Source organism: Corynebacterium accolens (assembly GCF_023520795.1).
Taxonomy (GTDB): domain Bacteria; phylum Actinomycetota; class Actinomycetes; order Mycobacteriales; family Mycobacteriaceae; genus Corynebacterium; species Corynebacterium accolens.
Genome location: NZ_CP046605.1, coordinates 739805 through 764027 on the forward strand (window position 1 = coordinate 739805; position 24223 = coordinate 764027).

Genomic DNA, 24223 nt, shown 5'->3' on the forward strand with positions numbered 1-24223 from the left:
AGTACACTGAGGCAATTATGGCTAAAAAGGGCAAGAAGAATAAGAAGGCGGCTTCCGGGGACGCCACGCTTGCGACCAACCGCCGGGCCCGGCACGACTATAAGATCCTCGAAGAATTCGAGTGCGGCATCGTCCTGCTCGGCACGGAGATCAAATCCCTCCGGGAAGGCAAGATCTCGCTTAATGATGCCTTCGCCACCATTGATAATGGCGAGGTGTACTTGCGGAATCTACACATTCCGGAGTATTCGATGGGGTCCTGGACCAACCACAGCCCGCGGCGCACCCGCAAGCTCTTGCTGCACCGCCGGGAGATCGACAAGCTCTACGGGCAGGTGCGCAACGGCAATAAAACCTTGGTGCCGCTCAAGGTGTACCTCAAAAATGGGTACGCGAAGTTGTCGCTGGCGCTCGCGCAGGGTAAGCAGGATTATGACAAGCGCGAAGACATCAAGCGGCGCGACCAGAACCGCGAAATCACCCGCGAGCTCGGCCGCCGCGTGAAGGGGATTAATGCTTAAAACGGTAAAGGTTCACGATGCAGTCAAGGGCGAGGACTCCATTTCCGGAACCGGCGTATTGGTAGACCGCCTGTGGCCGCGGGGCATCGCCAAGGCGGACCTGGACTATGACGAATGGTTTAAGGACGTGGCGCCCAGCCCCGAGCTGCGCAAGTGGTGGGGCCATGACGATGATTCCTTCCAGGAGTTTTCGCGCCGCTACCGCGCCGAGCTCGATGACCGCGAGTCCGAGGAACTCACCCGGTTGCTCTCCTTGGCAAAGGAGGGGGACCTCACCCTGCTCTTTGGTGCTGCCGACCGCGAGATTAACCACGCGGTGGTCTTAAAAGACTGGCTGGAAGAGCACTTGGAGAAATAAAAGCGTCTGCGGTAGTGTTGGAATAACCGTAGGGAATGATGCACTATCCCGTCCCTACAGTGCTATGGGGTTGATTTGGTTTCGACTTCGTACACTGCGCCAGGGGAAGCGTGCCGGTGAAGGCTATCGACCACCGTTTAAGCGTCGTAGCAAACAAATAAACGCAGAGAAGAACTCTCAGCGTGACTACGCCCTCGCTGCCTAATTACAGCGACGCGTGTCTGTCAGCCTAGGTTTCGTTCCTGACCTAGAACCTGGCATCGACTAAGGAACTTGCCGTCTGGCTGTGTCATCAGGACCAGATGGGACTCTTACTGGTGACTGGGCCCATCATCCGGTACGAGTTCGCCCGAACCGGAGGGCCGAGCAGAGATCATGTGCGAACTGCGCACGGAGAAGCCCTGGCAAGGTGACGAAGGACCCGGGTTCAAGTCCCGGCAGCTCCACCAAGAGCCCCAGCTAGATTCAGTTCTAGCTGGGGCTTTTCTCATAAAATCCATCCGCGCGGGGGTAGGGTAGGCGGGTATCGATTTGTCCTCGCAACAGGGGTTTTCTTTCGCAAATGCAGCGCGTTTCTATGGTCGGGACGATGCTCTTTAGGAAAGGTTACCCTCAACCTTGATTGGTTAGGGTGACTTAAGATAAGTTAATGGGGCATTTGTTTCTCGTCTATAAGGAAAGCACAATGAAGAAAATTCATCGCGCTCTTTTGTCTGTCGTAGCTGTCGCCTCCTTGGCACTTACCGCATGTAGCACTGCGGAAGAAGAGGACCAGGGTTCGAATAAGGGGACATCGGAAAGCGCACTGCAGATCGAAGATAATAACGGCACCCACGAGCTGGACGTACCGTTCGAGCGCGTCGCGGTAACGGATAACCGCGCCTTCGAAATCCTCGCGGACTGGGACCTCAATATCGTGGCTGCCCCGCTCGGCATTGTCCCAGATACCCTCTCGGACAAGATCAATGAAGACTCGATCGAGGCCAACCTGGGTATGCACCGCGAACCTGACCTGGAAGCACTGGTTGCCGCAGAGCCGGACATCGTCATCAACGGTCAGCGCTTCACCCAGCACCAGGCTGATATCGAGGCACTGATGGAAGATACCCCGGTCCTCGACTTCTCCCCGCGCGACGATAAGGACATGGCGGAAGAACTCATCCGCCAGACCGAAGCACTGGGCAAGATCTTTGACCACGAAGATGAAGCAAAGAAGCTTGTCGATGACTTCAACAAGGCGCTGGACCGCGCCAAGGATGCCTACGATCCTGAGAAGACCGTCATGGCAGTCAACACCTCCGGTGGCGATATTAACTACATCGCCCCAGGCAAGGGCCGCTTCTTCGGGCCATTCTTTGACCTGCTGGGCATGAAGCCATCCCTCGAGGTGGAAAACGCCAGCGATGACCACGAGGGCGATGACATCTCCGTCGAGGCAATCGCTGATTCCAACCCTGACTACATCCTCATCATGGACCGCGACGGTGCTATTGCCAAGGATGAAGCAGGCTACACCCCAGGTAAGAAGCTGGTAGAGGATTCCGCGGCACTCAAGAACGTGGCTGCCGTGAAGGAAGGCAAGATCGTTGCCGCTCCGCAGGATACCTACACCAATGAAAACATCATTACCTTCACGGAGACGCTCAACGCGATGGCAGACGCGTTTGAAAAGAACTAGCCACCACTAAAAACCGGAAACCGGAGGGATTTTGTGCCCTCCGGTTTTCAGGTGCGTAAAGGATAGTTATGGAAACCACCACCCGCACAAAGGTCTGGGACTGGAAGCTGGGCCTTGGCATACTCATCGTCGCCGCGTTGCTCGTTACCTCTTTGTTGACCGGGCAGTACGACGTTTTTGGCGCTGATGATGGCGCCGCCATGTTCGGCATTACCCGCTTACCGCGCACCATTGCCTTGGTGCTCGCCGGCGCGGCCATGGCCGTTAGCGGCCTGGTCATGCAGCTGCTTACCCAAAACCGCTTCGTTGAACCATCTACCACCGGCACCACGGAGTGGGCCGGGCTGGGCCTGCTCTTCGTCATGGTCGTCGCACCCACGTCCTCGATTCTAGTGAAGATGATAGGTGCGGTGATCTTTTCCTTCCTGGGTACCGTCGTATTCTTCCTCTTCTTACGCCGGGTGACCCTGCGCTCCTCGCTCATCGTGCCGATCATCGGCATCATGCTGGGTGCCGTGGTGTCTGCGGTCTCGACGTTTTTCGCCCTGATGACGGATATGCTCCAGCAATTGGGAATCTGGTTCATGGGTTCATTCACCGCGGTATATAAGGGCCAATACGAGGTTTTGTGGCTGGTCCTCTTGGTGCTGGTGGCGGTGTATATCTATGCTGACCGCCTCACGGTTGTTGGTTTGGGCGAGGACGTTGCTACCAACGTTGGGCTGAACTATAACCGCATGTTGTTGCTTGGAACCGGCCTCATTGCCATTGCTACGGGCGTGGTCACCGTTGTCGTAGGATCTCTGCCATTCCTCGGGCTTATCGTGCCCAATATCGTCTCTATGGTGCGCGGCGATGACCTGCGTTCCAACGTGCCCTGGGTGTGCTTGCTGGGCATCGGCATCGTCACGGTATGTGACCTGGTGGGCCGCGTGATCATCGCCCCATTCGAGATGCCGGTTTCGGTGATTCTGGGAGTCATCGGCGCCATCGTCTTCATCATCATGATTGTGAGGTCGACCCGTGCGAACTAAGATGTCCGCCCCGCCCAAGAAATACTGGATCACCCTGGCCTGCGTATGGGGCCTAGCTGTGGCGCTGGCCTTTGCGTACCTGGCCTATGGCAACCCGATGGAATTTGGCACCCGCAAGTTTTGGCTCATTGCCCAGCGGCGTGCTGATGCCCTCATTGCCATGGCGATTGTCGCCGTGTGCCAAGCCATGGCCACGGTGTCTTTTCATACCGTGACGAATAACCGTATTTTGACGCCATCCATCATGGGCTTTGAGTCACTGTATGTTGCCATCAATACGGCGACCATTTTCTTCCTGGGTGCTAGTGGGCTTAACGATGCCCGCACTGTGCCCACCTTCCTGATGCAAATGGCCGTCATGGTGGGGCTTTCCTTGGTGCTCTACTCGTGGTTGCTGACCAATAGGAAGCAGAATATGCATGCCATGCTGCTGGTCGGTGTGGTCATCGGTGGTGGCCTGGGCTCGCTATCGACCTTTATGCAGCGCATGCTTTCCCCCAGCGAATTCGACGTGCTTACCGCGCGCCTGTTTGGCTCCGTCAACAACGCCGAATCCGAGTACTATCCCATTGCCATTCCCGTCGTGGCCATTGCCACCACGCTTCTGGTGCTCAATGCGCGTAAGCTCAATGTGATTTCCTTAGGCGCTGACGTCAGCACCAACCTGGGCGTGAACCATAAAGTGCATGCGATCTACACGCTGATTTTGGTCTCGTTGTTGATGGCGACGACGACCGCGCTGGTAGGTCCTATGACCTTCCTGGGCTTTTTGGTAGCGACGCTGGCCTATCAATTCGCCGATACCTACGATCACCGCTATATCTTTCCGATGGCGGTGGGGCTAGCATTCTTCGTGCTCATTGCGGCGTACTTCCTCATGCAACACGTATTTTCCGCCCAAGGCGTGGTGTCCATCATCATTGAGCTAGTAGGTGGCTCCGTGTTCCTGTTTGTCATTATGCGAAAGGGCCGACTGTGATCGAATTAAAAAACGTTTCTAAAACCTATTCCGCCGAAACTGCTATTGGTCCGCTCAACCTGACCATCCCGCAGGGAGGCATTACCGCGTTGGTGGGGCCGAATGGTGCGGGCAAGTCCACGATGCTCACCATGGTTGGGCGGCTGCTCGACATGGATGAAGGCAGCATCGAAATCGCCGGCTATGACATCCAATCCAGCAAGTCCGCTGACTTAGCGAAGATCGTGTCCATCCTGCGGCAAGAAAATCACTTCGTCACGAAACTTACCGTGCGCCAGCTCGTGGGCTTTGGCCGCTTCCCGTACACCAAGGGGAGGCTCAACCAACACGATGAAGAGGTTATTTCTAAATACATCCACTTCCTGCACTTGGAAGAATTGCAGCACCGTTACCTTGACCAGCTTTCCGGTGGTCAGCGCCAGCGCGCCTACGTAGCTATGGTGCTGTGCCAAGAAACCGATTACGTCTTATTGGATGAGCCGCTAAATAACCTGGACATTTCGCACTCGGTGGACATGATGCGCCACCTGCGCGAAGCCGCCCAGGAGCTGGGCCGCACAGTCATCGTGGTCTTGCATGACATCAACTTTGCTGCGCGCTACGCGGACTATATCTGCGCCTGCAAAAACGGCCAGATTGTCGAATTCGGCCCAGCCGAGGACATTATGCGGGACGATATCTTGACCCCCATCTTTAATACTCCGGTCCGCGTAATCGATGGGCCCGATGGAAAGATCGCCTGTTATCACTAAAAACAGGCGCTGTGCTGGGGGTTTGCGTTGTGTTGTGGGGTGGTATAAATTTTAGCGAGTCGCCGAGAGGTAGCCGGTTGGTTACTTTTGAGTGACTTTTTGTACTGACTTGGCTCGAGGATTTGACTTGGTTCAGGTTGTTGGGTAGGTTGGTACGAGCCGCCGCTGAGAGGTTAACGTTTGGTTAATTTTCTTGTGGTGTGTGGATGTTGTTTGAGAACTCAATAGTGTGCCAATGTACTTATTTTTTATTTTTGTGTGCATGGTTGTGTGTTGATTGGTCTGTTGGCCGGCAAGCCTAGATTTGGTTTGTTGGTTGGTGTGTGCCGGTAAGGTGTTGGAATACGCATCTTTTTGAATACTGTTTAGTGTTTCGGCTGCATTGATGGATTGGTTGGCATGTGATTGTGTTCAACTTTTTTGTCTCCCTTTTTTGTGCCCCGTCGGGTTGGGGAGGCAGTGATTTTTTCTTTGTAGTAATTTTTGGACGCCAGCATGGGCCTGCTTTTGTGGGTTTGTGGTGGTTTGTTCTTTTGGTTAGGTTTGGGCTTTTCACGGCCTTTTCAGGATTTTGTTGTTCTGAAATTCTTTTTGTGGAGAGTTTGATCCTGGCTCAGGACGAACGCTGGCGGCGTGCTTAACACATGCAAGTCGAACGGAAAGGCCCTGCTTGCAGGGTACTCGAGTGGCGAACGGGTGAGTAACACGTGGGTGATCTGCCCTGCACTTCGGGATAAGCTTGGGAAACTGGGTCTAATACCGGATAGGAACCATCTTTAGTGTGGTGGTTGGAAAGTTTTTTCGGTGTAGGATGAGCTCGCGGCCTATCAGCTTGTTGGTGGGGTAATGGCCTACCAAGGCGGCGACGGGTAGCCGGCCTGAGAGGGTGTACGGCCACATTGGGACTGAGATACGGCCCAGACTCCTACGGGAGGCAGCAGTGGGGAATATTGCACAATGGGCGCAAGCCTGATGCAGCGACGCCGCGTGGGGGATGAAGGCCTTCGGGTTGTAAACTCCTTTCGCTAGGGACGAAGCTTTTTGTGACGGTACCTAGATAAGAAGCACCGGCTAACTACGTGCCAGCAGCCGCGGTAATACGTAGGGTGCGAGCGTTGTCCGGAATTACTGGGCGTAAAGGGCTCGTAGGTGGTTTGTCGCGTCGTCTGTGAAATTCTGGGGCTTAACTCCGGGCGTGCAGGCGATACGGGCATAACTTGAGTGCTGTAGGGGTAACTGGAATTCCTGGTGTAGCGGTGAAATGCGCAGATATCAGGAGGAACACCGATGGCGAAGGCAGGTTACTGGGCAGTTACTGACGCTGAGGAGCGAAAGCATGGGTAGCGAACAGGATTAGATACCCTGGTAGTCCATGCCGTAAACGGTGGGCGCTAGGTGTGAGGGTCTTTCTACGACTTTCGTGCCGTAGCTAACGCATTAAGCGCCCCGCCTGGGGAGTACGGCCGCAAGGCTAAAACTCAAAGGAATTGACGGGGGCCCGCACAAGCGGCGGAGCATGTGGATTAATTCGATGCAACGCGAAGAACCTTACCTGGGCTTGACATACACCAGATCGCTGCAGAGATGTAGTTTCCCTTTGTGGTTGGTGTACAGGTGGTGCATGGTTGTCGTCAGCTCGTGTCGTGAGATGTTGGGTTAAGTCCCGCAACGAGCGCAACCCTTGTCTTATGTTGCCAGCATTTGGTTGGGGACTCATGAGAGACTGCCGGGGTTAACTCGGAGGAAGGTGGGGATGACGTCAAATCATCATGCCCCTTATGTCCAGGGCTTCACACATGCTACAATGGTCGGTACAACGCGCTGCGACACTGTGAGGTGGAGCGAATCGCTGAAAGCCGGCCTTAGTTCGGATTGGGGTCTGCAACTCGACCCCATGAAGTCGGAGTCGCTAGTAATCGCAGATCAGCAATGCTGCGGTGAATACGTTCCCGGGCCTTGTACACACCGCCCGTCACGTCATGAAAGTTGGTAACACCCGAAGCCGGTGGCCTAAACGTGTTAGGGAGCCGTCGAAGGTGGGATCGGCGATTGGGACGAAGTCGTAACAAGGTACCCGTACCGGAAGGTGCGGGTGGATCACCTCCTTTCTAAGGAGCTTTTATTTTGGCTGCAGTTGCAGCCATGACCCACAGTTGTGGGTTGTCCACTGTTGTTTGATGGTGGGTTGGTGGTTGAGTAGGCGAGTGTTCTGCTGCCACCGAATTTGGAAATTCCGGGTAGGACATACACCTTAATCAGCAGGGTCTAAGTGTTGAGACAGTGCTTTGTGACATGCGTAAAAGTGTCCATGCAGGCAAAAATGAGTGTTGATTGTACGTTGGTGCATTGTTGGGTGTCTGGGGCATTATCCCCTTTTGTGTGTGCCTGACTGGTTGATGGATGCCATTCATTGTGGTGGTGTTTGTTGCTGGTTTGGGGTGTTGTGTGAGAACTGTATAGTGGACGCGAGCATCTCACATGATGCCGCCTGCTTTTGTGGGTGGTGTCTTGTGTGTGTGATGTGATTTTTCTTTTTGTTTATTTTGTCAAGTTCACTTGTTGCCACTGCATACGGATTGTGTGACCTTTGTGTTGTGTGGTTTGTGTGTGGTGGTTGGTGTGTTCGTTATTTAGGGCGCATGGTGGATGCCTTGGCATGCTGAGCCGATGAAGGACGTGTAAGGCTGCGTTAAGCCTCGGGGAGTTGTCAATAAAGCGTTGATCCGAGGATGTCCGAATGGGGAAACCTGGCCCTGGTTATGTGGGGTTACCCTTCAGTGAATTCATAGCTGTTGTGGGGGTTACGCGGGGAAGTGAAACATCTCAGTACCCGTAGGAGGAGAAAATAATAATGATTCTGCTAGTAGTGGCGAACGAACGTGGATGAGGCTAAACCGTGTGCATGTGATACCTGGTAGGGGTTGTGTGTGCGGTGTTGTGGGGCCTGATTTTGTGTCATCTACCAGTGGCACGCCCTTTTTTGCATTGTTGTTAGGTGAAGTGGTTTGGAATGGCCCACCGGAGTAGGTGAGAGTCCTGTAGCTGAAGATGATGATGTGGGGGTTGTTGGGTTCCCGAGTAGCAACGGGCTCGTGGAATCTGTTGTGAATCTGCCGGGACCACCCGGTAAGCCTAAATACTCAGTGTGACCGATAGTGGATAGTACCGTGAGGGAATGGTGAAAAGTACCCCGGGAGGGGAGTGAAATAGTTCCTGAAACCATGTGCTTACAATCCGTCAGAGCACTTTTTATTGTGTGATGGCGTGCCTTTTGAAGAATGAGCCTGCGAGTCAGCGGCATGTCGCGAGGTTAACCCGTGTGGGGTAGCCGTAGGGAAACCGAATCCTAATGGGGTGATAAGTGGCATGTCCTGGACCCGAAGCGGGGTGATCTACCCATGGCCAGTGTGAAGCAGCTGTAAGAGGTTGTGGAGGCGCGAACCCACGTAGGTTGAAAACTGCGGGGATGAGCTGTGGGTAGGGGTGAAAGGCCAATCAAACTCCGTGATAGCTGGTTCTCCCCGAAATGCATTTAGGTGCAGCGTCGTATTAGCTTGGTGGAGGTAGAGCGACTGGTTGGTTGAGCGGGACTACAATCTTAGCAATGTCAGCCAAACTCCGAATGCCATCAATTGTGTTGTGCGGCAGTGAGACTGTGGGGGATAAGCTTCATAGTCGAGAGGGAAACAGCCCAGATCGCCGGTTAAGGCCCCTAAGGGTGTACTAAGTGGAAAAGGATGTGGGATCGCGAAGACAGCCAGGAGGTTGGCTTAGAAGCAGCCATCCTTGAAAGAGTGCGTAATAGCTCACTGGTCGAGTGGTTCTGCGCCGACAATGTAGTGGGGCTCAAGTACACCGCCGAAGCCGCGGCAAGCAACAATTTTTTGTTGTTTGGGTAGGGGAGCGTCGTGCATGGGTGGAAGCGTTACCGTGAGGAGGCGTGGACTGTGTGCGAGTGAGAATGCAGGCATGAGTAACGAATTGTAAGGTGAGAATCCTTACCGCCGGATGACTAAGGGTTCCTGGGTCAAGTTCGTCTTCCCAGGGTGAGTCGGGACCTAAGGCGAGGCCGACAGGCGTAGTCGATGGATAACCAGTTGATATTCTGGTACCCGTACATGTGCGCCCATGATAAAGCACGGATACTAACCACTGCGGATACGCTACCTTTTCACTTTTTGAGTGTTGGTGGTGTTGATGTCGTGGGGCCTGATGTGTGGTTCAAGTGATGGGGTGACGCAGTGAGGTAGCCGCGCCACTTATTGGATTGGTGGTGTAAGCGTGTAGGCCGTGTGGTAGGTAAATCCGCCGCACATATAGGTTGAGGCGTGATGCGTAGACCCTATGAGGGTTGATGGTGGTGATCCTGTACTGTCGAGAAAAGCCTCTAGCGAGTGTGTGTATGGCCCGTACCCTAAACCGACACAGGTGGTCAGGTTGAAGATACTAAGGCGTTCGGGTGAACTGTGGTTAAGGAATTCGGCAAAATGCCCCCGTAACTTCGGGAGAAGGGGGGCCCTGTGATGTGAAGACCCTTGCGGTTGGAGTGTTGTGGGGTCGCAGAGAATAGAGGGAAGCGACTGTTTATCAAAAACACAGGTCCATGCGAAGACGTTAAGTTGATGTATATGGACTGACGCCTGCCCGGTGCTGGAAGGTTAAGAGGACCGGTTAGTAGTCTTTTGGCTGCGAAGCTGAGAATTTAAGCCCCAGTAAACGGCGGTGGTAACTATAACCATCCTAAGGTAGCGAAATTCCTTGTCGGGTAAGTTCCGACCTGCACGAATGGCGTAACGACTTCTCTGCTGTCTCGACCACAGGCCCGGTGAAATTGCATTACGAGTAAAGATGCTCGTTACGCGCGGCAGGACGAAAAGACCCCGGGACCTTCACTATAGCTTGGTATTGGTGTTTGGTTCGGTTTGTGTAGGATAGGTGGGAGACTGTGAAACCGTCACGCTAGTGGTGGTGGAGTCGTTGTTGAAATACCACTCTGATCGGATTGAGCATCTAACCTTGGCCCATGATCTGGGTTGGGGACAGTGCCTGGTGGGTAGTTTAACTGGGGCGGTTGCCTCCCAAAATGTAACGGAGGCGCCCAAAGGTTCCCTCAGCCTGGTTGGCAATCAGGTGGTGAGTGTAAGTGCACAAGGGAGCTTGACTGTGAGACAGACATGTCGAGCAGGGACGAAAGTCGGGACTAGTGATCCGGCACCTACTTGTGGATGTGGTGTCGCTCAACGGATAAAAGGTACCCCGGGGATAACAGGCTGATCTTCCCCAAGAGTCCATATCGACGGGATGGTTTGGCACCTCGATGTCGGCTCGTCGCATCCTGGGGCTGGAGTAGGTCCCAAGGGTTGGGCTGTTCGCCCATTAAAGCGGCACGCGAGCTGGGTTCAGAACGTCGTGAGACAGTTCGGTCTCTATCCGCCGCGCGCGTTGAAACTTGAAGAAGGCTGTCCCTAGTACGAGAGGACCGGGACGGACGTACCTCTAGTGTGCCAGTTATCCCGCCAGGGGTATCGCTGGTTGGCTACGTACGGAAGGGATAACCGCTGAAAGCATCTAAGCGGGAAGCCTGTTTTAAGATGAGGTTTCTTTTGAGGTCCCCTAAAGACTATGGGGTAGATAGGCCAGACTTGGAAGCACTGTAAGGTGTGAAGGCTACTGGTACTAATTGACCAAAACAAACACACCACAACAACCCAAACACCATGTGGTTTAAGGGAAGTTGAAGAGTGTTCTTGTTTAGCGAGTAAACAAACAAAAATACACATTATCGTGTGTGTCGCGTCCACTATGCAGTATCTGACACAACACCACACACAGTGGGTAGTGTTCTGATAGGTTTGTCGGTGGTTCATAGCTGCAGGGAAACGCCCGGTCCCATTCCGAACCCGGAAGCTAAGCCTGTACGCGCTGATGGTACTGCAACCGGGAGGTTGTGGGAGAGTAAGTCACCGCCGACACCAAACAACAAAACAACAAAATAAAGTTCGTACCGAGAGGGGCAAGGGCACCGATTTCTACGGAGTCTTTGCCCCTCTTTTTCGTGATCCCATAATTTTCTATAATGAAGCCTATGAGGACTCTTGCACAGGCGGTAACCGCTCTCGTTCGGACCAATGACCCAGACCTGTACAAGGGTTCCCGCGCCGTTTATTACAGCGACCGAATATATGAAGCCGCTGAGCTATTAGAACAGGCAGTGGAGGATCCTGCGCAACTTCTCGGCATTATGCCGCCGAGTCCATCCGACATTGTGCTTGTTTCCCTAGACGCAGTAGAAGAGGTCCTCAAGACTATTCCGAGGGTGAATGACTATGCCCATGCCGTAAGGGATGCCGGCGAAGTCTTGGCGCGGGTAGTTCCTTTCGCGGCGCAGCAAGCTAGTTACTCCGGTAGCGCTTTGGCTGATTGGTTTATACGAATGAATGAGATTCTTCCGGCCGAAGAAATAGACCTCGACCCAGTCTTTTTGGCACCTGCTCTCGGGGAAGAGGGCGTGGCCTGCATCCGCTCGTGGTATGCTTCACAACAGGTCGGTGGCTACGTGGGGCGTCGGCTAGCGGTGCTTGAAGGCAGTGCTGAAGCCGTTCTTCGGACCCATGGTCTCAAGGGAAGTGCGGCGTTGCGATATGAGGAGATCATTGGCGGCCTTTGTGACATCGGCCGCTATGGTCTTGCCTTCGATTGGTCCGAGAAGGCGGTTAACGAGTGCGCCGTGGAGGAAACCCGAAATATAGCCTCGGGTTGGGCTGTTCTTGCCAGGGAGCATTTTCCCGAACATTCGGAACGCGTCGCCCGAAAAGTATTCGATACGTACCCGGAACTACCGTCCGCTCAGGAACTCTATGCAGTCGCCCCCGACAAGGCGGAATCGGCGGCGCATATACAACACACGTTGGAGGATAAGCCATGGGATTTGGTGATGTTTCAGCACTTGTGCCTTGAAGACCCTGGACTTGCCTGGAGCACCGTCGTTAAGGCGGGAATGGAACGGCCAATGGCGCAACGGTTCCTCGATGACCTCCCGGCGCAGGTCCTTCCTTTCGTTCGCGACAATGTCACAACTTACCTAGATTCGACGAAGGTCGGTCGTGACATGGGCATCGAGCTGCTGCAGACCATGAGAGAAAAGTCGTCGGAGCTGGGAGCGCCCTGGGATGCGGATTTCAACACGCTCTTGACAGATCTACGGTGCCGCTATGCAGAGCGGTATGTCGTCTTAAGGAGACTGGACGAGGTTTCCTTTATCACTTGATTCGGCTACCGAGAAAACGCTCAATTTGTGCCTATGGGTGAGAAGGGAGTCAGCAGTACGACGTGACCACAGCAAAGCGCCGGCAATGCTCACAGGGTGGTGTACAAATCGCTTTACTTGTTGTAAACATGTTTACATGAGCGAGTCAGTAATTAGTTTGCGCGTTAACGCGAAGCAGAAAGAGCGCCTAGATGCGCTTGCTTCGCGGACTGGGCGGACTGGGGCCTTCTATCTTCGCAAGGCCCTAGATTCCTACCTAGATGAACTTGAGTATGTGTATGCGCTTGAAGCCGAAGCCGAAGCAGCACGACGCGGAGAATTGGACACAATCTCCCTGCAGGACTTAGAGGACGAGTGTGGCTTGGTCGATTGAGTTCACCCCGCGTGCGGCAAAGTCGTTTCGGAAGCTTGACAAACCCGTGCAGAAACAAATCAGTAAGTTTCTTCGCGAGGTAGCAGAGTTAGACGATCCCCGTGTGCGCGGTAAAGGACTCGTTGCGGACAAGTCTGGATTGTGGCGATGGAGAGTAGGGGATTATCGGGTGATTGTTTCTATCCTCGATGAAGCTGTGGTCGTCAACGTCATCGATGTAGGACACCGACGCAATATTTACCTTTAGCCATTTGACATAGGTAAAAGAAAAAGCACCAGAAACAATCTGGTGCTTGAGAGTCCTAGCTAGAGGACGAGTAGGTCATAGCGGGTTGCTTTGACATCGGAAAGCCGCTTGCGGGCGCGCTCTAGGCGCTGCCATTGTTCCTGGGGGATGGATTTGCGGGCGATGGTGACGGTTTCAGCATCGGGGGTTCCCCAAGCAATGGGCATGGGGGAGATTTGCTGCCAATGCTCTTTATCGGAGGTGGAACGCTGGCCGGATACGGCGGCGACCGGAACCTTGGTGCCAACGGTGCGTTGGACGCCGGGGATGGAAGACACCGTGCGCAGGCACGCGCCCCAGCGTGGGGGAAGGGACGGATCCACATTAGTATTTACCAAGGCAAGAAGGATCATATCTCGTTCGTTGACCTGTGCGATGACGGCGGGAGCGAGCGGATAAGAATCATAGAGGGATTGGGCCGTTCCTACCTTGCTTGCGGCGGCGACGCCGACGATGGCAACGACGATGCCAAAGAGGATGAGCCCTAAGCCCAAGGTGATTCCCCAGGAAAAGCTCCACCAAACAGCGGCACCGGCGATGATCAGGATGAGGCCGAAGATAAGCCCGGACACGCGAAGCCGGTTGGAATCACGCAATAACTCGTTATTGGCCTTGGCAAAGGACTCGTCAACGTCGAACTTAAAGATCTTCATTGGCCTAAGTCTACTGCGTCCATGAGCCGGTAGGCATATCCTTGCTCGGCGAGGAAGCGTTGGCGGTGCATGGCGTAGTCCGCATCTAGGCTGTCGCGGGTGACCAGGGTATAAAAGAGCGCCTCGGTTTCCTTCGGGCGCAGCAGGCGGCCGAGGCGTTGGGCCTCTTCTTGGCGGGAGCCAAAGGTGCCGGAGACCTGGATGGCTAGTGCAGCTTCGGGCAGGTCAATGGAGAAGTTGGCCACCTTGGAAACGACGAGGATGGCCAGCTCGCCCTCGCGGAATTGCTGGAAAAGTTTTTCGCGCTTGGCGGTAGAGGTGGTGCCATCAATGACGGGGGCATCGAGGTGTTCACCTAATTCGCGCAGTTGGTCCACGTATCCGCCGATGATGAGCGCTTGCTGGTCGTGGGAAGCAAGGATCTTATCGACGGCGCGGAGCTTGGCCGAGGCCTGTGCAGCGATGCGGTAGCGATCGCGCGGCTGCGCGGTGGCATAGAGCATGCGTTCTTCCGGATCCATATCCACGCGGACTTCGATGCACTCCGCGGTGGCGATATAGCCGGCCATTTCCAGCTCTTTCCACGGCGCGTCGTAACGCTTCGGGCCGATGAGGGAGAACACATCGCCTTCACGGCCATCCTCGCGCACGAGGGTGGCGGTAAGCCCTAGCCGGCGCCGCGATTGCAAGTCTGAGGTCATGCGGAATACGGGTGCGGGAAGCAGGTGGACCTCGTCGTAGATGATAAGGCCCCAGTCGCGGGAATCGAAGAGCTCGAGGGCGCGGTATTCACCGTTTGTTTTCCGCGTGACCACTTGATAGGTGGCGATGGTAATCGGCTTGATTTCTTTCTTTTCACCGGAGTACTCGCCGATGTCGTTGGCGGAAAGCGTCGTGCGGCGCAGGAGCTCGTCGCGCCACTGGCGGCCAGCAACGGTATTGGTGACCAAGATGAGGGTGGTAGATTGCGCCTTTGCCATGGCGGCGGCTCCCACGATGGTTTTGCCGGCACCGCAGGGCAGCACGACGACGCCGGAGCCGCCGGACCAGAAGGCATCGGTGGCGTATTCCTGGTAATCGCGCAGGTGCCAGCCGTCCTCGTTGAGTGAGATGGGGTGGGATTCGCCGTCGATATAGCCGGCGAGGTCTTCGGCGGGCCAGCCGGCCTTGAGGAGTTCCTGCTTGAGGCGGCCGCGCTCGGAGGGCGCGACGGCGATGGTGTTGTCATCGATGCGCGCACCAAGCAGTTTTCCTACTTTGCCCCGGGAGAGCTCGGTAAGGATGGCGGGCTCTTCCGACTCGAGGATGAGCCCGTGGGCGGGGTGGGCGTGGAGGCGGACGCGGCCGTAGCGCGACATGGTTTCGGCGACATCGACAAGCAGCGATTGCGGGACCGGGAACCGGGAGTAGGTTTCGAGGACATCGACGACCTGCTCGGCGTCGTGTCCGGCGGCGCGGGCATTCCATAGCGCCAGGGAAGTAATGCGGTAGGTATGTACGTGTTCGGGGGCGCGTTCCAGCTCCGCGAACGGTGCGAGGGCGGTGCGCGCAGCGGCGGAATCTGGATGATCGACTTCCAGCAAGACGGTCTTGTCTGACTGCACAATCAGTGGTCCGTTCATGCGTCTAGGGTAACGGAGGTGATGCGGTGCAAGGGAAACCGGATGGTGGAGCCATCGGCGGCGCGGGCATCGATTTGGCCGCCGGCGACGGTAAGCGGGGTAACGGTGCGGGTCTTGGTATTGCCATTTTTATCGGCATAGCCAATGGTGATGGGGCGTGCGGTACGTGCGGCGGCGTGGACCAGATCCAGGTTGGGCAGGCTTGGAGCCTCCCCAGTGGTGAGATTGCGCAGCGCACGCGTGATATCGGGCGGTGCGGCTTGGCCGCGTGGGCTGGGCGTTGGCAGCGTTGCGGGCTCGGGCGCGATGGACAGGCTGGCGCCATTTTCGTCCTCGGCGGCGGGGGAGAGTCCGTACTCGCGCAGGCGCTCCAACAGGTCGCTGACGCGCAGCTGGGAAATCGCGACCGTGGGGGCGAGCAGGCGCAGCGGGGCGGCCTTCATTGCGATGTGTAAGAGGGCTGGGTCCTCGCTGCGCAGGTAGGATAGGGCCGGTCCGGAGCGCAGGGTGCCGTGGCGCCCGGCGATGTCCTCGATGTGGAACTCCAGCGTATGCGGGACATCGCCATGCGAGGCGAAGAAGTCGCGGATCTCTGTGCCCGTCATCCCGCGGTCGAGGCCGCGGCGGAGTGAGGCATCGCTGATGCGGTAGACGCTGGCTAAACCGGGCGATTCTAGGTCCGCGAGGGACTCCAGGGTGTGATGGGCGGCAGGCTCGAGGGGCCCTGGCACGAGCACGGTCATATCCGCTTGAATCAGGAAATAATCGATGGTGTCTGGGGTTAAGGCATCGGCCGCAGCGAAGCCATCGATGAGCACGCTGGTAGCTCGCCCGAGCGCGATGGCACCTATCCATTCCGCCTCGTGGTGCAGCTCATCGATGGTCTCTGGGGAGGTATGCGTGGCAAAAAGCGGAAAGGAAAAATGCAGGTCCGCTTGAAATTCAGCTGCGGAAAGCGGCTCTGCGGAGTGGAGGTAAACATCGAGGATACGCCGGCGGAACTTGGGCAGGCGGTCGGTGCTGGCGGCGAGTACCCGGCCAGATTCCCACGGGGTCCAGGGGGAGTGTTCCCAGGCCACGAGAAGCACGCGCCACTGCGCGGCTAATCCTGCATCGAGCCACTCTTGGGCGGAATCGGTCGGCGCGAGGAAGTTTCCCTCGTACCCGGATGGTTCGCCGCGGTTGATAAGCCGCGCAGATAGACCAAGCGTAATCAGGCGGCGCAGTTCTAGTTCCGCGATGTCCAGCTGCTTGCTGAGCTGGGCAAGGGGGCGCACGCCGACGGTCTTATCCTTGAGCAGCTCGATCGGCCGGGCACCCAGGGCAGAAATGAGCTGTTGCATGCCGCGCACCACGGACAGGCCCGCGGCGGTGCCGGCGTCATCGGCCTTGCGGTCAGCGGTGGGCTCGCCGCGCCGCGCGGAGGGCTCGGTGGGAATGTGCGGGACGGTGTGCCCCTTCATCGCGCGGTGCACCTCGCGCGGCAGGCGAACGGTCTGGGAATCCACGCGCTGCAAGAGCTGCTTGGCAATCAAGCGCGGCACCGGGTGGGACGGATTGGTCTCGCGGGTGCTACCGATGCCATTGGAGCGCGCCAGGGTGGCAAGGACGTGGCGTTCGTCTTCAGCAAGGGCATCGATTGTCGCGGGCGATACCTCGAGCTGATTAAGCAGCGACCAGCCGGTGGGCAGCGCGGGCATGACCTCCGGCGGAATCTGCACCGCGCCGAAGGCGAGGCCGCGGTCCTTGAGTTCGCGGGTTATGGCGGGATTGTGGTCTTCTACCTCTGCAAGCTCGCCGCCGCGCTTGGCGATGTCCTCCAGCTCCGCCAACTGCTGCGCGTTACACTCCGCTAGCGCTTGGGCGATGGAGGTGCGCAAGAGGAGCCGCGTGGCCAGTGCCGCGATGGAGGGCGGCAGCGGGGTTAAAACGTCGGGGCGGTGGCGAAGGATGGTGGCCAGTTCCTCTTCTGAAAGGGAATTAAGCCAGGTGCGAAAATGCGGGAGGTGGGAGGACTGAGTCATGATAAATCACAATTTTAGCGCCCGATTGAGTTACGTTTTTGCCCGAGGTTTGAAATAATAAAGCTATGTCGAATGAAAAGAATGGCTTTGTTTCCCCGGCGTGGCCGGACAATGAACACCGCGAGCATGCAATTACGGAAATTTCTGCGCCTTTTGCTGGTGCTTCCAGCCCCTACGGCGATGACTTGGTGCTGCCGATGCCGGCAGAGAAGTTGAACTACGTTCACCCTTATACCCGCATCAACCGCTAAAAAATTCCCCTTGCCGTGAAAGGCAAGGGGAATTTTTATGCGCTTGTTAGCGGCTGAAGTTCTCAACCAGCTGTGCAACCGGGTCGATGACGTTGCGGTTTGCGGAGTAGAACGCATCAAAGTCGTGGCGGTTGGCGTGGTAGAAGTCGGTGAACTGCGCCGGCAGCTGCAGGCCATAAGCGTTAGCGGTGTCCTTGATGAGGTTGTAGACGGCGTCTACGGCGAGCTCATCGGACTTGTTTTCTACTGCCTGCTGCACTGGCTGCGGTGCCTCAGCGGGTGCGGAAGGAGCGGTGCGCTCGGTCGGCGCGGAGTTCAGGCCGAGGGAGGCCGAGCATGCGGGCCATGCGCCCCAGCCCTGGTTAGCCAGGGTGCGCTCAGCGATGACAATCTGCTGCTCGCGGGTTGCCTGGTTAGCAGTAGGGGCGAATTCACCGCCGCCGTATGCCTGCCAAGTCTGCGCGTTGAACTGCAGGCCGCCGTGGTAGCCATTGCCGGTGTTGATGTGCCAGTCGCCGCCGGACTCACACTGTGCGAGGCGATCCCAGTCGGAGTCAGGGGCGGCGGCGGCGTTCGGTGCCATGATGGCGGCGGCTGCACCCAAGGCAACGGTGCCTGCGGTGAACTTAGCAGCAAAGTGGTTAGTCTTAGCGGAGTGGCGTCCCATAAAAGTAGTCCTTTCCGTGGTGCCCGTTTTCGTGGAAATGTTTTGCGCCTAGAAGAAAGGATGGGCGGGGAAACCTTCTTTGCGGCGACACTGGGGGCCAGCGTAGCGGTTTATAACGAAATAGTCACGTTCTGGGCACTAAATGGGAAAGAATTGAGACTATTGTGGTTCTGTCCGCAAAGTTTCCGCAGGTAGGCGCGGCGGTGTGAACTGTATCACATTACATGTGGAACTTCTGTTCTGTATAACTTCCAGCTAAACTTAAGAATTTACCCAAGAGAAGAGGTGGATACCTATGCCCATTGGCAAAGTGAAGTGGTATGACGCCGAGAAAGGTTTCGGTTTCGTTAGCAACCCGGGCGATGAAGACGTCTACGTTGGCCGGAATGTCCTGCCCAAGGGAGTAGAAGAAATCTTTCCGGGCCAGCGCATCGAATTCGATTTTGCGGCGGGGCGCCGCGGGCCGCAGGCGCTGCGGGTGCGCGTGCTGGATAAGCCACGCCGCCGCACGCCGTCGCGCAAGCCGGAAGAGCTCGGCAGCATGGTCTCTGATGTCATGACCCTGCTGGAATCCCAGGTGCAGCCGGTGCTGAACTCGGGGCGCTACCCCGAGCGCAAGACCGGGCGCCAAGTAGCAGAAATCCTCCGCGCGATTGCGAAGGATTTAGATAGTTAATTATCCATGGTGGATAGGGACCACACGGTGGCGAGGGGGGTTTCTTCGCCATCGTCGTCGGTGCCAATCATGAGGGAGGAGACCTCCACCACCATGAGCCGGGGGCGCTCGCCAGTCGATGCCTCGATGGGATCTACCGAACCGGGGATATCTACCTCGGTCGTTTCATTCGCACCGTGAGAGGTCTCATCATTGGCGGCGGGGTCATCATAAATGGACAGCACCTTCCATTCGTGATTAGAAATCTCCTCGGGGATTTCAAGATGCAAGGTGTCATCCTCGCCCACGGTTAGCTGGGGGACATCGCCTTCAGGGCAATCGGTTCCCGGCTCGCATACGAGGTAGGGCGTGACCTCCTTGGTGTTATCCCCCACGGAGGCGGTAATCGCAATCTCGCTCGGCTCAGGGCCTGGCCGCGAATTGCGCCAGCTCTGGAAGATCACCGCGGAGGCGACGATGACCGCCACGACCACGATGAGCGCGAGGATTTGTAGCAGCGACTTTTTCCTTGCTTCCTTACGGGTTGCCATGGCCCATTACTTTACTCGAACGCGGTAGAGCTCATCCCACCGCTTGCCGGTAAGCCAGAATTCATCGGTGCCCTCGATATGCGCGATGCCGTTTAAGACATCATCGGGATCGGTGTATTTCGATTTATCGATGGCATCGGTAGAAATCACCGCGGTGACCTCCCCAGAGGAGGGATCGATGCGGTAGATATCGTTGGTCTGCCACACGTTGGCATAGACATCACCGTCCACGCATTCCAGCTCGTTGAGATCCTCTACGGGCGAGCCCTCGAGGGTGACCTCGGTGGTGGAGCGCTCCGCAAAGGTTTCCGGATCCATGTGCCGCAGGGTAGAGGTGCCATCGGACATGATGAGCTCGTCCTGGTTGGCACAAAGCCCCCAGCCTTCGCCGGTATAGGTGGCGGTCCCAGTGCGCTGGAAGTCGCCGTCATAGCGCAGGGCCTGCCCGCGCTTCCAGGTCAATTGCCAGATGGAATCGCCGTATTGGGTAATGCCTTCCCCAAAAAGCGAGTCATCCAGGGCATGGTCTTGGAGGACCTCGCCGGTTTCAGGGGAGAAGCGGATGAGCTTGGATTCGCCCCATTGCCCGGTGCCGAGCAGGAGGTTGCCCTCTCCGTCTTCTTCTAGGCCTTGCGTAAAGGAGTTCTCTGGCAGCGGCGCGATATCGAGGACTTCCACTGATAGGTGCTCGGGGGAGGAAGATTCAGAAGCATCAGAAGAGCAGGCTGTTAAGGCGCAGCAGGGCACGGCAATGAGCGCGGCGCGGCGGAGAAACGACATGCACCATATGTACCACTGTTGGCGGGCCATCATGAATAATGAGGGGCGTGAGTAAGCGAAAAGCAAATCCGTTGATCGATTCCCGCGCCGTACGCATTGCGCGTGAGGCATTGGAAGAGGTGGGGGAAGGGGGCATCGGCAAGCATAGGGGCGTCGCCGGAATGGGCCGCAACGTTGTCACCCATCGCTTTGCGGCGGATATGCCGGGCTACCCAGGATGGGAATGGCAGGCCGTGCTCGCGTGCGCGGATGGCTCGCGCCACGTCACCGTCAACGAGGTGGCGCTGGTGCCGGGCGGGGAGGCGCTGCAGGCCCCGGAGTGGGTGCCGTATGAGGATCGCGTGCTGCCGGGGGATTTGGGCCCGGGAGACCTCATGCCGCCGGCCATCGATGATGAGCGCCTGAATGGAGATGAGCTTTCCGCCAAGGGGCTGGCGGATGCCAAGCATCGCTGGCAAGAAGAATATGGCCCAACCTCGGAGATGGCGGCCAAGGCGCACCTGCAGTGCCGCACGTGCGCTTTTTATATGCAATTCATGGATAACTTTGGGGTATGCGCCAACGAGTATTCCGCCGATGGTCGCGTTGTACATGCGCGCTACGGTTGCGGTGCGCATTCGCAGACGCGGGTGAGCGAGGAGAAGGCGCCGGCCGCGGCCTTCGATGATGAAAAGCCCATTTACCAAGATTTTGATTTTGAGGATTAAGGCAGCACACTTAGGGCGTAAAAATACCGCTCTACGTGAAAGGGCACGGCGTGAAAGCCACTCTCGATCGCTATTTCCACATTTCTGAACGCGGTTCCACCATCGGAACCGAGCTACGCGCGGGAACGGTCTCGTTCTTCGCCATGGCATACATTATTTTGCTCAACCCGCTGATCCTGGGCACGAGCCCGGACGCGGAGGGCTATACCTTAGGCGTGCCGCAGGTTGCGGCCGCCACGGCGCTGGTCGCCGGCGTGATGTCCATTGCCTTCGGTGCGATTGCGAAGTACCCCTTCGCCATGGCCGCGGGCCTGGGCATGAATACCTTCGTTGCCGTCAGCATGGTCGCCACCAGCGGGCTGACCTGGCAAGAAGCAATGGGCCTCGTGGTAATCGAGGGCCTTATCATCGTCCTGCTCGCCGTGTCCGGATTCCGCACCGCGGTATTTGACGCCATCCCGCAGCCGATGAAGGCCGCGATGGGCGTGGGCATTGGCATGTTCATCGCCATGATCGGTTTCGTGGATGGCGGGTTCGTCACCCGCGTGCCCGATGCCGCACAGACCACCGTGCCGGTGGGGCTGGGCATTAATGGCTCGATTGCCACCTGGCCGGCGGTGGTCTTTGTCATTGGTCTTATTATTTGTGCCTTCATGGTCATCCGCAATGTGCCGGGCGGGCTTTTTATTGCCATCATCCTTAACACCGTGATTGCTTTTATTGTTCAGGCGCTCACGGACTCCGAGGACTGGGGCATGGCCGCCCCGGAGAGCCCGGAGGCGCTGGGAGGCCTGCCGGATCTTTCCATCGTGGGCGATGTGAACCTGGTGGGCGCCTTTGCCAATATTGGCGTGATTTCCACGGTCCTGCTTATCTTCACCCTGCTGCTGACCAACTTCTTTGATGCCATGGGCACCATGACCGGTCTGGGCAAGCAGGCCAAGCTCGTGGATGACAACGGCAATCTGCCGGGCATGAAGAAGGCGCTGGTCGTGGAAGGCGCCGGCGCGGTGGCCGGTGGTCTGGGCTCGGCATCCTCGAATACCGTCTTTGCGGATTCCTCTGCCGGCATTGCCGATGGCGCCCGCACCGGCCTGGCCAATATCATGACCGGCCTGCTGTTTATCGCCGCCATGTTTTTCACCCCGCTCTATGAAATCGTGCCCATCGAGGCCGCTGCGCCGGTGCTGGTCATCGTCGGCGTGATGATGGCCGCGCAGCTCACGGATATCCCGTGGACTCGCATGGAAGTGGCCATCCCGGCGTTTTTAACCATCGTGGTCATGCCGTTTACCTATTCGATTGCCAACGGCATCGGCGTGGGCTTTATTACCTTCGCGCTCATGTCCACCTTTGCTGGTAAGGCCAAGCAGGTGCACTGGATCATGTGGCTACTGGCGGGCTTGTTCGTCATTTACTTTGGCATCGATCCGATTTCGGAGGCCATCGGCTAGCCTGGAAGGCATGCATATTTCTGATCCCCGTGACCCTCGCCTGGACGATATTCGGAACCTCAATAAATCCGATAAATCTGGCGAGGGTTTGGTCATTGCAGAAGGCCCCTTGGTGGCCGCCCGCCTTATGGAATCGCGGTTCCCCATGCGCTGCCTCGTGGGCTTTCCCCAGAAGCTGGAGGCCTTCTTTGCCGAGTATGGCGAGCCCGAGTGCCCCGTCTACGAGGTCTCGCGCGAGACCCTTGCAGAGGTCGCGGGCTTCGATATGCACCGCGGTTTGGTTGCCGCAGCGGACCGCGCCCCAGAGCCGGAGGTGGGCGAGATCCTGGAGCAGGCCCGCACCATCGCCGTGCTGGAGGGCGTGGGGGATCATGAAAATATCGGCGCCATCTTCCGCCACGCGGCCGGCATGAACGTGGATGCTGTCTTGCTCGGCTCGGGTGCTGCGGATCCGCTCTATCGCCGCTCGGTGCGCGTATCCATGGGCCACGTGCTGCGCGTGCCGTTTGCGCATTTAGAGGGCGGTTTCACCACCTGGCAGCGCTCGCTGCAGGCGCTTGCCGATGCCTCCTTTACCCTCATTTCCTTAACCCCCAACCCCCAGGCGGTGCACCTGGCAGAGGCCATGCACGGGCAGGACAAAGTGGCCATGCTGGTAGGCGCGGAGGGCCCCGGGCTTACCGAGCACGCAATGAAGGCCACCGATATCCGCGCGCGGATACCGATGGCCCCAGGTACCGATTCTCTAAATGTTGCGACCGCGGCCGCCATTTCCTTTTATGAGCGCCAGCGTTCCTTGAGCGACCTGAACGTCTGACGCAGCCAATTGCCAATCAACGAGCCGAGGTGCTTGGCGGTAGAAAGGATCTCATCGCCGGTGGAATCCGGCTCGGCATCGTGGTCCTCGTAGTCGTCATAATCGTTCAGGCCCAGCCTATTCGCTGATTGGGCGGCGAACTCGCTGACCGGTTGCTTTGGCTTCGGCGGATCGATCTTGGGTTCTGGGCGCCCGTCCACGGCATAACCCACGACATCCAGGTCTGGGCCTTCCTGTCCCACGGTGATGCCCAACCAGTGTTCTTGGGCGGCCTCCATGATGCTGTGGGGCCGAAACGGCAGGGAAATACCGCCGAGGGATTCGTCCTTTTCGCCGGCCCAAAACGGTGCCTCGAAGGGCTCGGGCAGGCCGGTGTCCTCGTAGAGACGGTCGCGGGAGGCACACAAGCTGCGCTTGAGCTCACCGCTTTCCCACAGCGCGAAACCCGCATAGTCCTCGTTCGCGTTGCTGACTAGGGCAATAACCCGCTGGGCAGGGATTGCACTTAAGAGGTCATTCGGCAGTTGGGATAATAGGACGGAATCGCCCTCGCAGACCGTTTGCACCACGGCAATCCCTGGGTAGCCGCCGATGTAGTACTCATTCGGATCCGTCTGCGCGGAGCGGTTCAGGGGGAATTGCCCAATCGGGGTGACCGGGAACTTGGGGTTGAGCTGGGCTAGGAACTTGCGGCCGAAACCGCGGTCCGCCTTGGGTTCGGTCTTGAGAACTTCTTCGGCGCCGGGCTTGGAGATGTACCACAGCGTGAGGACGGCATGAGAGATGTCCACTGT

At 57.3% G+C, this 24223-nt stretch carries 21 protein-coding genes, 3 rRNA genes and 1 other RNA gene; 18 read left to right on the top strand and 7 right to left on the bottom strand.

Going from position 1 to position 24223, the window contains the following annotated elements:
• The first annotated feature begins 17 nt into the window (after positions 1-17).
• From smpB to CACC_RS03635, 13 genes are all read left to right on the top strand, one after another.
• Positions 18-521: an SsrA-binding protein SmpB gene (gene smpB / locus CACC_RS03575; protein WP_023016945.1), complete on the top strand. Its 504-nt coding sequence runs from the start codon at positions 18-20 to the stop codon at positions 519-521.
• Positions 514-879, top strand: coding sequence for a DUF488 domain-containing protein (locus CACC_RS03580; RefSeq protein WP_005277610.1), 366 nt, complete (start codon positions 514-516; stop codon positions 877-879). The genes smpB and CACC_RS03580 overlap by 8 nt, the downstream gene beginning before the upstream one ends.
• Positions 880-945: 66 nt before the next feature.
• Positions 946-1328, top strand: a transfer-messenger RNA (tmRNA) gene (gene ssrA, locus CACC_RS03585).
• Positions 1329-1564: 236 nt separating this feature from the next.
• A complete protein-coding gene (locus CACC_RS03590; protein WP_035108333.1) occupies positions 1565-2557 on the top strand; it encodes a siderophore ABC transporter substrate-binding protein in 993 nt (330 codons plus the stop codon).
• 68 nt (positions 2558-2625) lie between these two features.
• A complete protein-coding gene (locus CACC_RS03595; protein ID WP_005277614.1) occupies positions 2626-3591 on the top strand; it encodes an ABC transporter permease in 966 nt (321 codons plus the stop codon).
• Between the two features lies 1 nt (position 3592).
• A complete protein-coding gene (locus CACC_RS03600) occupies positions 3593-4570 on the top strand; it encodes an iron chelate uptake ABC transporter family permease subunit (protein ID WP_005277616.1) in 978 nt (325 codons plus the stop codon).
• The gene (locus CACC_RS03605) at positions 4567-5322 is read left to right on the top strand and encodes an iron ABC transporter ATP-binding protein (RefSeq protein WP_005277617.1); all 756 of its coding nucleotides are present in this window, start codon (positions 4567-4569) and stop codon (positions 5320-5322) included. The genes CACC_RS03600 and CACC_RS03605 overlap by 4 nt, the downstream gene beginning before the upstream one ends.
• Before the next feature lie 590 nt (positions 5323-5912).
• Positions 5913-7430 (top strand): 16S ribosomal RNA (locus CACC_RS03610).
• A gap of 511 nt (positions 7431-7941) precedes the next feature.
• Positions 7942-11021: ribosomal RNA gene (locus tag CACC_RS03615) — 23S ribosomal RNA — on the top strand.
• Between the two features lie 155 nt (positions 11022-11176).
• Positions 11177-11294 (top strand): 5S ribosomal RNA (gene rrf / locus CACC_RS03620).
• The 16S, 23S and 5S rRNA genes sit together here, the layout of an rRNA operon.
• Before the next feature lie 113 nt (positions 11295-11407).
• Positions 11408-12589, top strand: coding sequence for a hypothetical protein (locus CACC_RS03625; RefSeq protein WP_005281849.1), 1182 nt, complete (start codon positions 11408-11410; stop codon positions 12587-12589).
• Between the two features lie 136 nt (positions 12590-12725).
• Positions 12726-12962 carry a type II toxin-antitoxin system RelB family antitoxin gene (relB, locus tag CACC_RS03630; RefSeq protein WP_005279821.1) on the top strand — a complete coding sequence of 79 codons (237 nt, stop codon included), beginning with the start codon at positions 12726-12728 and terminating at the stop codon, positions 12960-12962.
• Positions 12946-13209: a type II toxin-antitoxin system RelE family toxin gene (locus CACC_RS03635; RefSeq protein WP_023017564.1), complete on the top strand. Its 264-nt coding sequence runs from the start codon at positions 12946-12948 to the stop codon at positions 13207-13209. Before relB ends, CACC_RS03635 begins: the two co-directional genes overlap by 17 nt.
• A 59-nt stretch (positions 13210-13268) precedes the next feature.
• On the opposite strand, the gene CACC_RS03640 is transcribed toward CACC_RS03635, so the two are convergent.
• The 3 genes from CACC_RS03640 to CACC_RS03650 are packed head-to-tail and all read right to left on the bottom strand — an operon-like array spanning position 13269 to position 17547.
• Complete coding sequence (locus CACC_RS03640) at positions 13269-13901, bottom strand: DUF3239 domain-containing protein (RefSeq protein ID WP_005279823.1); 633 nt, start codon at positions 13899-13901, stop codon at positions 13269-13271.
• Positions 13898-15523: a DNA repair helicase XPB gene (locus CACC_RS03645; protein ID WP_005279824.1), complete on the bottom strand. Its 1626-nt coding sequence runs from the start codon at positions 15521-15523 to the stop codon at positions 13898-13900. The genes CACC_RS03640 and CACC_RS03645 overlap by 4 nt, the downstream gene beginning before the upstream one ends.
• Positions 15520-17547, bottom strand: a complete 2028-nt coding sequence (locus CACC_RS03650) for a helicase-associated domain-containing protein (protein ID WP_005279825.1) — start codon at positions 17545-17547, stop codon at positions 15520-15522. Before CACC_RS03650 ends, CACC_RS03645 begins: the two co-directional genes overlap by 4 nt.
• A 65-nt stretch (positions 17548-17612) precedes the next feature.
• On the opposite strand from CACC_RS03650, the gene CACC_RS03655 reads away from it, so the two are divergent.
• Complete coding sequence (locus tag CACC_RS03655) at positions 17613-17798, top strand: hypothetical protein (protein ID WP_005279826.1); 186 nt, start codon at positions 17613-17615, stop codon at positions 17796-17798.
• Positions 17799-17844: 46 nt separating this feature from the next.
• On the opposite strand, the gene CACC_RS03660 is transcribed toward CACC_RS03655, so the two are convergent.
• Positions 17845-18465, bottom strand: a complete 621-nt coding sequence (locus tag CACC_RS03660; RefSeq protein ID WP_005279827.1) for a resuscitation-promoting factor Rpf1 domain-containing protein — start codon at positions 18463-18465, stop codon at positions 17845-17847.
• Positions 18466-18760: 295 nt separating this feature from the next.
• Between CACC_RS03660 and CACC_RS03665 the strand changes: the two genes are divergently transcribed.
• Positions 18761-19141, top strand: coding sequence for a cold-shock protein (locus CACC_RS03665; protein ID WP_005279828.1), 381 nt, complete (start codon positions 18761-18763; stop codon positions 19139-19141).
• On the opposite strand, the gene CACC_RS03670 is transcribed toward CACC_RS03665, so the two are convergent.
• Together CACC_RS03670 and CACC_RS03675 are read right to left on the bottom strand one after the other, a co-directional pair.
• Positions 19138-19671: a DUF2771 domain-containing protein gene (locus tag CACC_RS03670; RefSeq protein ID WP_005279829.1), complete on the bottom strand. Its 534-nt coding sequence runs from the start codon at positions 19669-19671 to the stop codon at positions 19138-19140. The genes CACC_RS03665 and CACC_RS03670 overlap by 4 nt on opposite strands.
• Before the next feature lie 6 nt (positions 19672-19677).
• Positions 19678-20484: a glutaminyl-peptide cyclotransferase gene (locus CACC_RS03675; protein ID WP_005279830.1), complete on the bottom strand. Its 807-nt coding sequence runs from the start codon at positions 20482-20484 to the stop codon at positions 19678-19680.
• A 5-nt stretch (positions 20485-20489) separates the two neighbouring features.
• On the opposite strand from CACC_RS03675, the gene CACC_RS03680 reads away from it, so the two are divergent.
• From CACC_RS03680 to CACC_RS03690, 3 genes are read left to right on the top strand one after another with little or no spacing between them, the layout of a single operon-like run.
• A complete protein-coding gene (locus CACC_RS03680; RefSeq protein WP_005279833.1) occupies positions 20490-21158 on the top strand; it encodes a DUF3027 domain-containing protein in 669 nt (222 codons plus the stop codon).
• A 50-nt stretch (positions 21159-21208) separates the two neighbouring features.
• Entirely contained in the window at positions 21209-22612 is a 1404-nt protein-coding gene (locus CACC_RS03685; protein ID WP_035108583.1) for an NCS2 family permease, read from the top strand.
• Positions 22613-22622: 10 nt separating this feature from the next.
• Positions 22623-23429 carry a TrmH family RNA methyltransferase gene (locus tag CACC_RS03690; RefSeq protein ID WP_005279837.1) on the top strand — a complete coding sequence of 269 codons (807 nt, stop codon included), beginning with the start codon at positions 22623-22625 and terminating at the stop codon, positions 23427-23429.
• Here the strand turns inward: CACC_RS03690 and CACC_RS03695 are convergent.
• Complete coding sequence (locus CACC_RS03695) at positions 23390-24220, bottom strand: DUF6928 family protein (RefSeq protein WP_005279839.1); 831 nt, start codon at positions 24218-24220, stop codon at positions 23390-23392. The two genes, CACC_RS03690 and CACC_RS03695, sit on opposite strands and share 40 nt — an antisense overlap.
• Between the last annotated feature and the right edge of the window lie 3 nt (positions 24221-24223).

What these genes read in the sequence shown, in the direction of transcription:
- relB (WP_005279821.1), top strand. Translation starts at nt 12,726, where the DNA reads ATGAGCGAGTCAGTAATTAGTTTGCGCGTTAACGCGAAGCAGAAAGAG.
- CACC_RS03665 (WP_005279828.1), top strand. Translation starts at nt 18,761, where the DNA reads ATGCCCATTGGCAAAGTGAAGTGGTATGACGCCGAGAAAGGTTTCGGT.
- CACC_RS03655 (WP_005279826.1), top strand. Translation starts at nt 17,613, where the DNA reads ATGTCGAATGAAAAGAATGGCTTTGTTTCCCCGGCGTGGCCGGACAAT.
- CACC_RS03645 (WP_005279824.1), bottom strand. Translation starts at nt 15,523, where the DNA reads ATGAACGGACCACTGATTGTGCAGTCAGACAAGACCGTCTTGCTGGAA.
- CACC_RS03690 (WP_005279837.1), top strand. Translation starts at nt 22,623, where the DNA reads ATGCATATTTCTGATCCCCGTGACCCTCGCCTGGACGATATTCGGAAC.
- smpB (WP_023016945.1), top strand. Translation starts at nt 18, where the DNA reads ATGGCTAAAAAGGGCAAGAAGAATAAGAAGGCGGCTTCCGGGGACGCC.
- CACC_RS03650 (WP_005279825.1), bottom strand. Translation starts at nt 17,547, where the DNA reads ATGACTCAGTCCTCCCACCTCCCGCATTTTCGCACCTGGCTTAATTCC.
- CACC_RS03590 (WP_035108333.1), top strand. Translation starts at nt 1,565, where the DNA reads ATGAAGAAAATTCATCGCGCTCTTTTGTCTGTCGTAGCTGTCGCCTCC.
- CACC_RS03580 (WP_005277610.1), top strand. Translation starts at nt 514, where the DNA reads ATGCTTAAAACGGTAAAGGTTCACGATGCAGTCAAGGGCGAGGACTCC.
- CACC_RS03675 (WP_005279830.1), bottom strand. Translation starts at nt 20,484, where the DNA reads ATGATGGCCCGCCAACAGTGGTACATATGGTGCATGTCGTTTCTCCGC.
- CACC_RS03595 (WP_005277614.1), top strand. Translation starts at nt 2,626, where the DNA reads ATGGAAACCACCACCCGCACAAAGGTCTGGGACTGGAAGCTGGGCCTT.
- CACC_RS03600 (WP_005277616.1), top strand. Translation starts at nt 3,593, where the DNA reads ATGTCCGCCCCGCCCAAGAAATACTGGATCACCCTGGCCTGCGTATGG.
- CACC_RS03625 (WP_005281849.1), top strand. Translation starts at nt 11,408, where the DNA reads ATGAGGACTCTTGCACAGGCGGTAACCGCTCTCGTTCGGACCAATGAC.
- CACC_RS03670 (WP_005279829.1), bottom strand. Translation starts at nt 19,671, where the DNA reads ATGGCAACCCGTAAGGAAGCAAGGAAAAAGTCGCTGCTACAAATCCTC.
- CACC_RS03640 (WP_005279823.1), bottom strand. Translation starts at nt 13,901, where the DNA reads ATGAAGATCTTTAAGTTCGACGTTGACGAGTCCTTTGCCAAGGCCAAT.
- CACC_RS03660 (WP_005279827.1), bottom strand. Translation starts at nt 18,465, where the DNA reads ATGGGACGCCACTCCGCTAAGACTAACCACTTTGCTGCTAAGTTCACC.
- CACC_RS03680 (WP_005279833.1), top strand. Translation starts at nt 20,490, where the DNA reads ATGAGGGGCGTGAGTAAGCGAAAAGCAAATCCGTTGATCGATTCCCGC.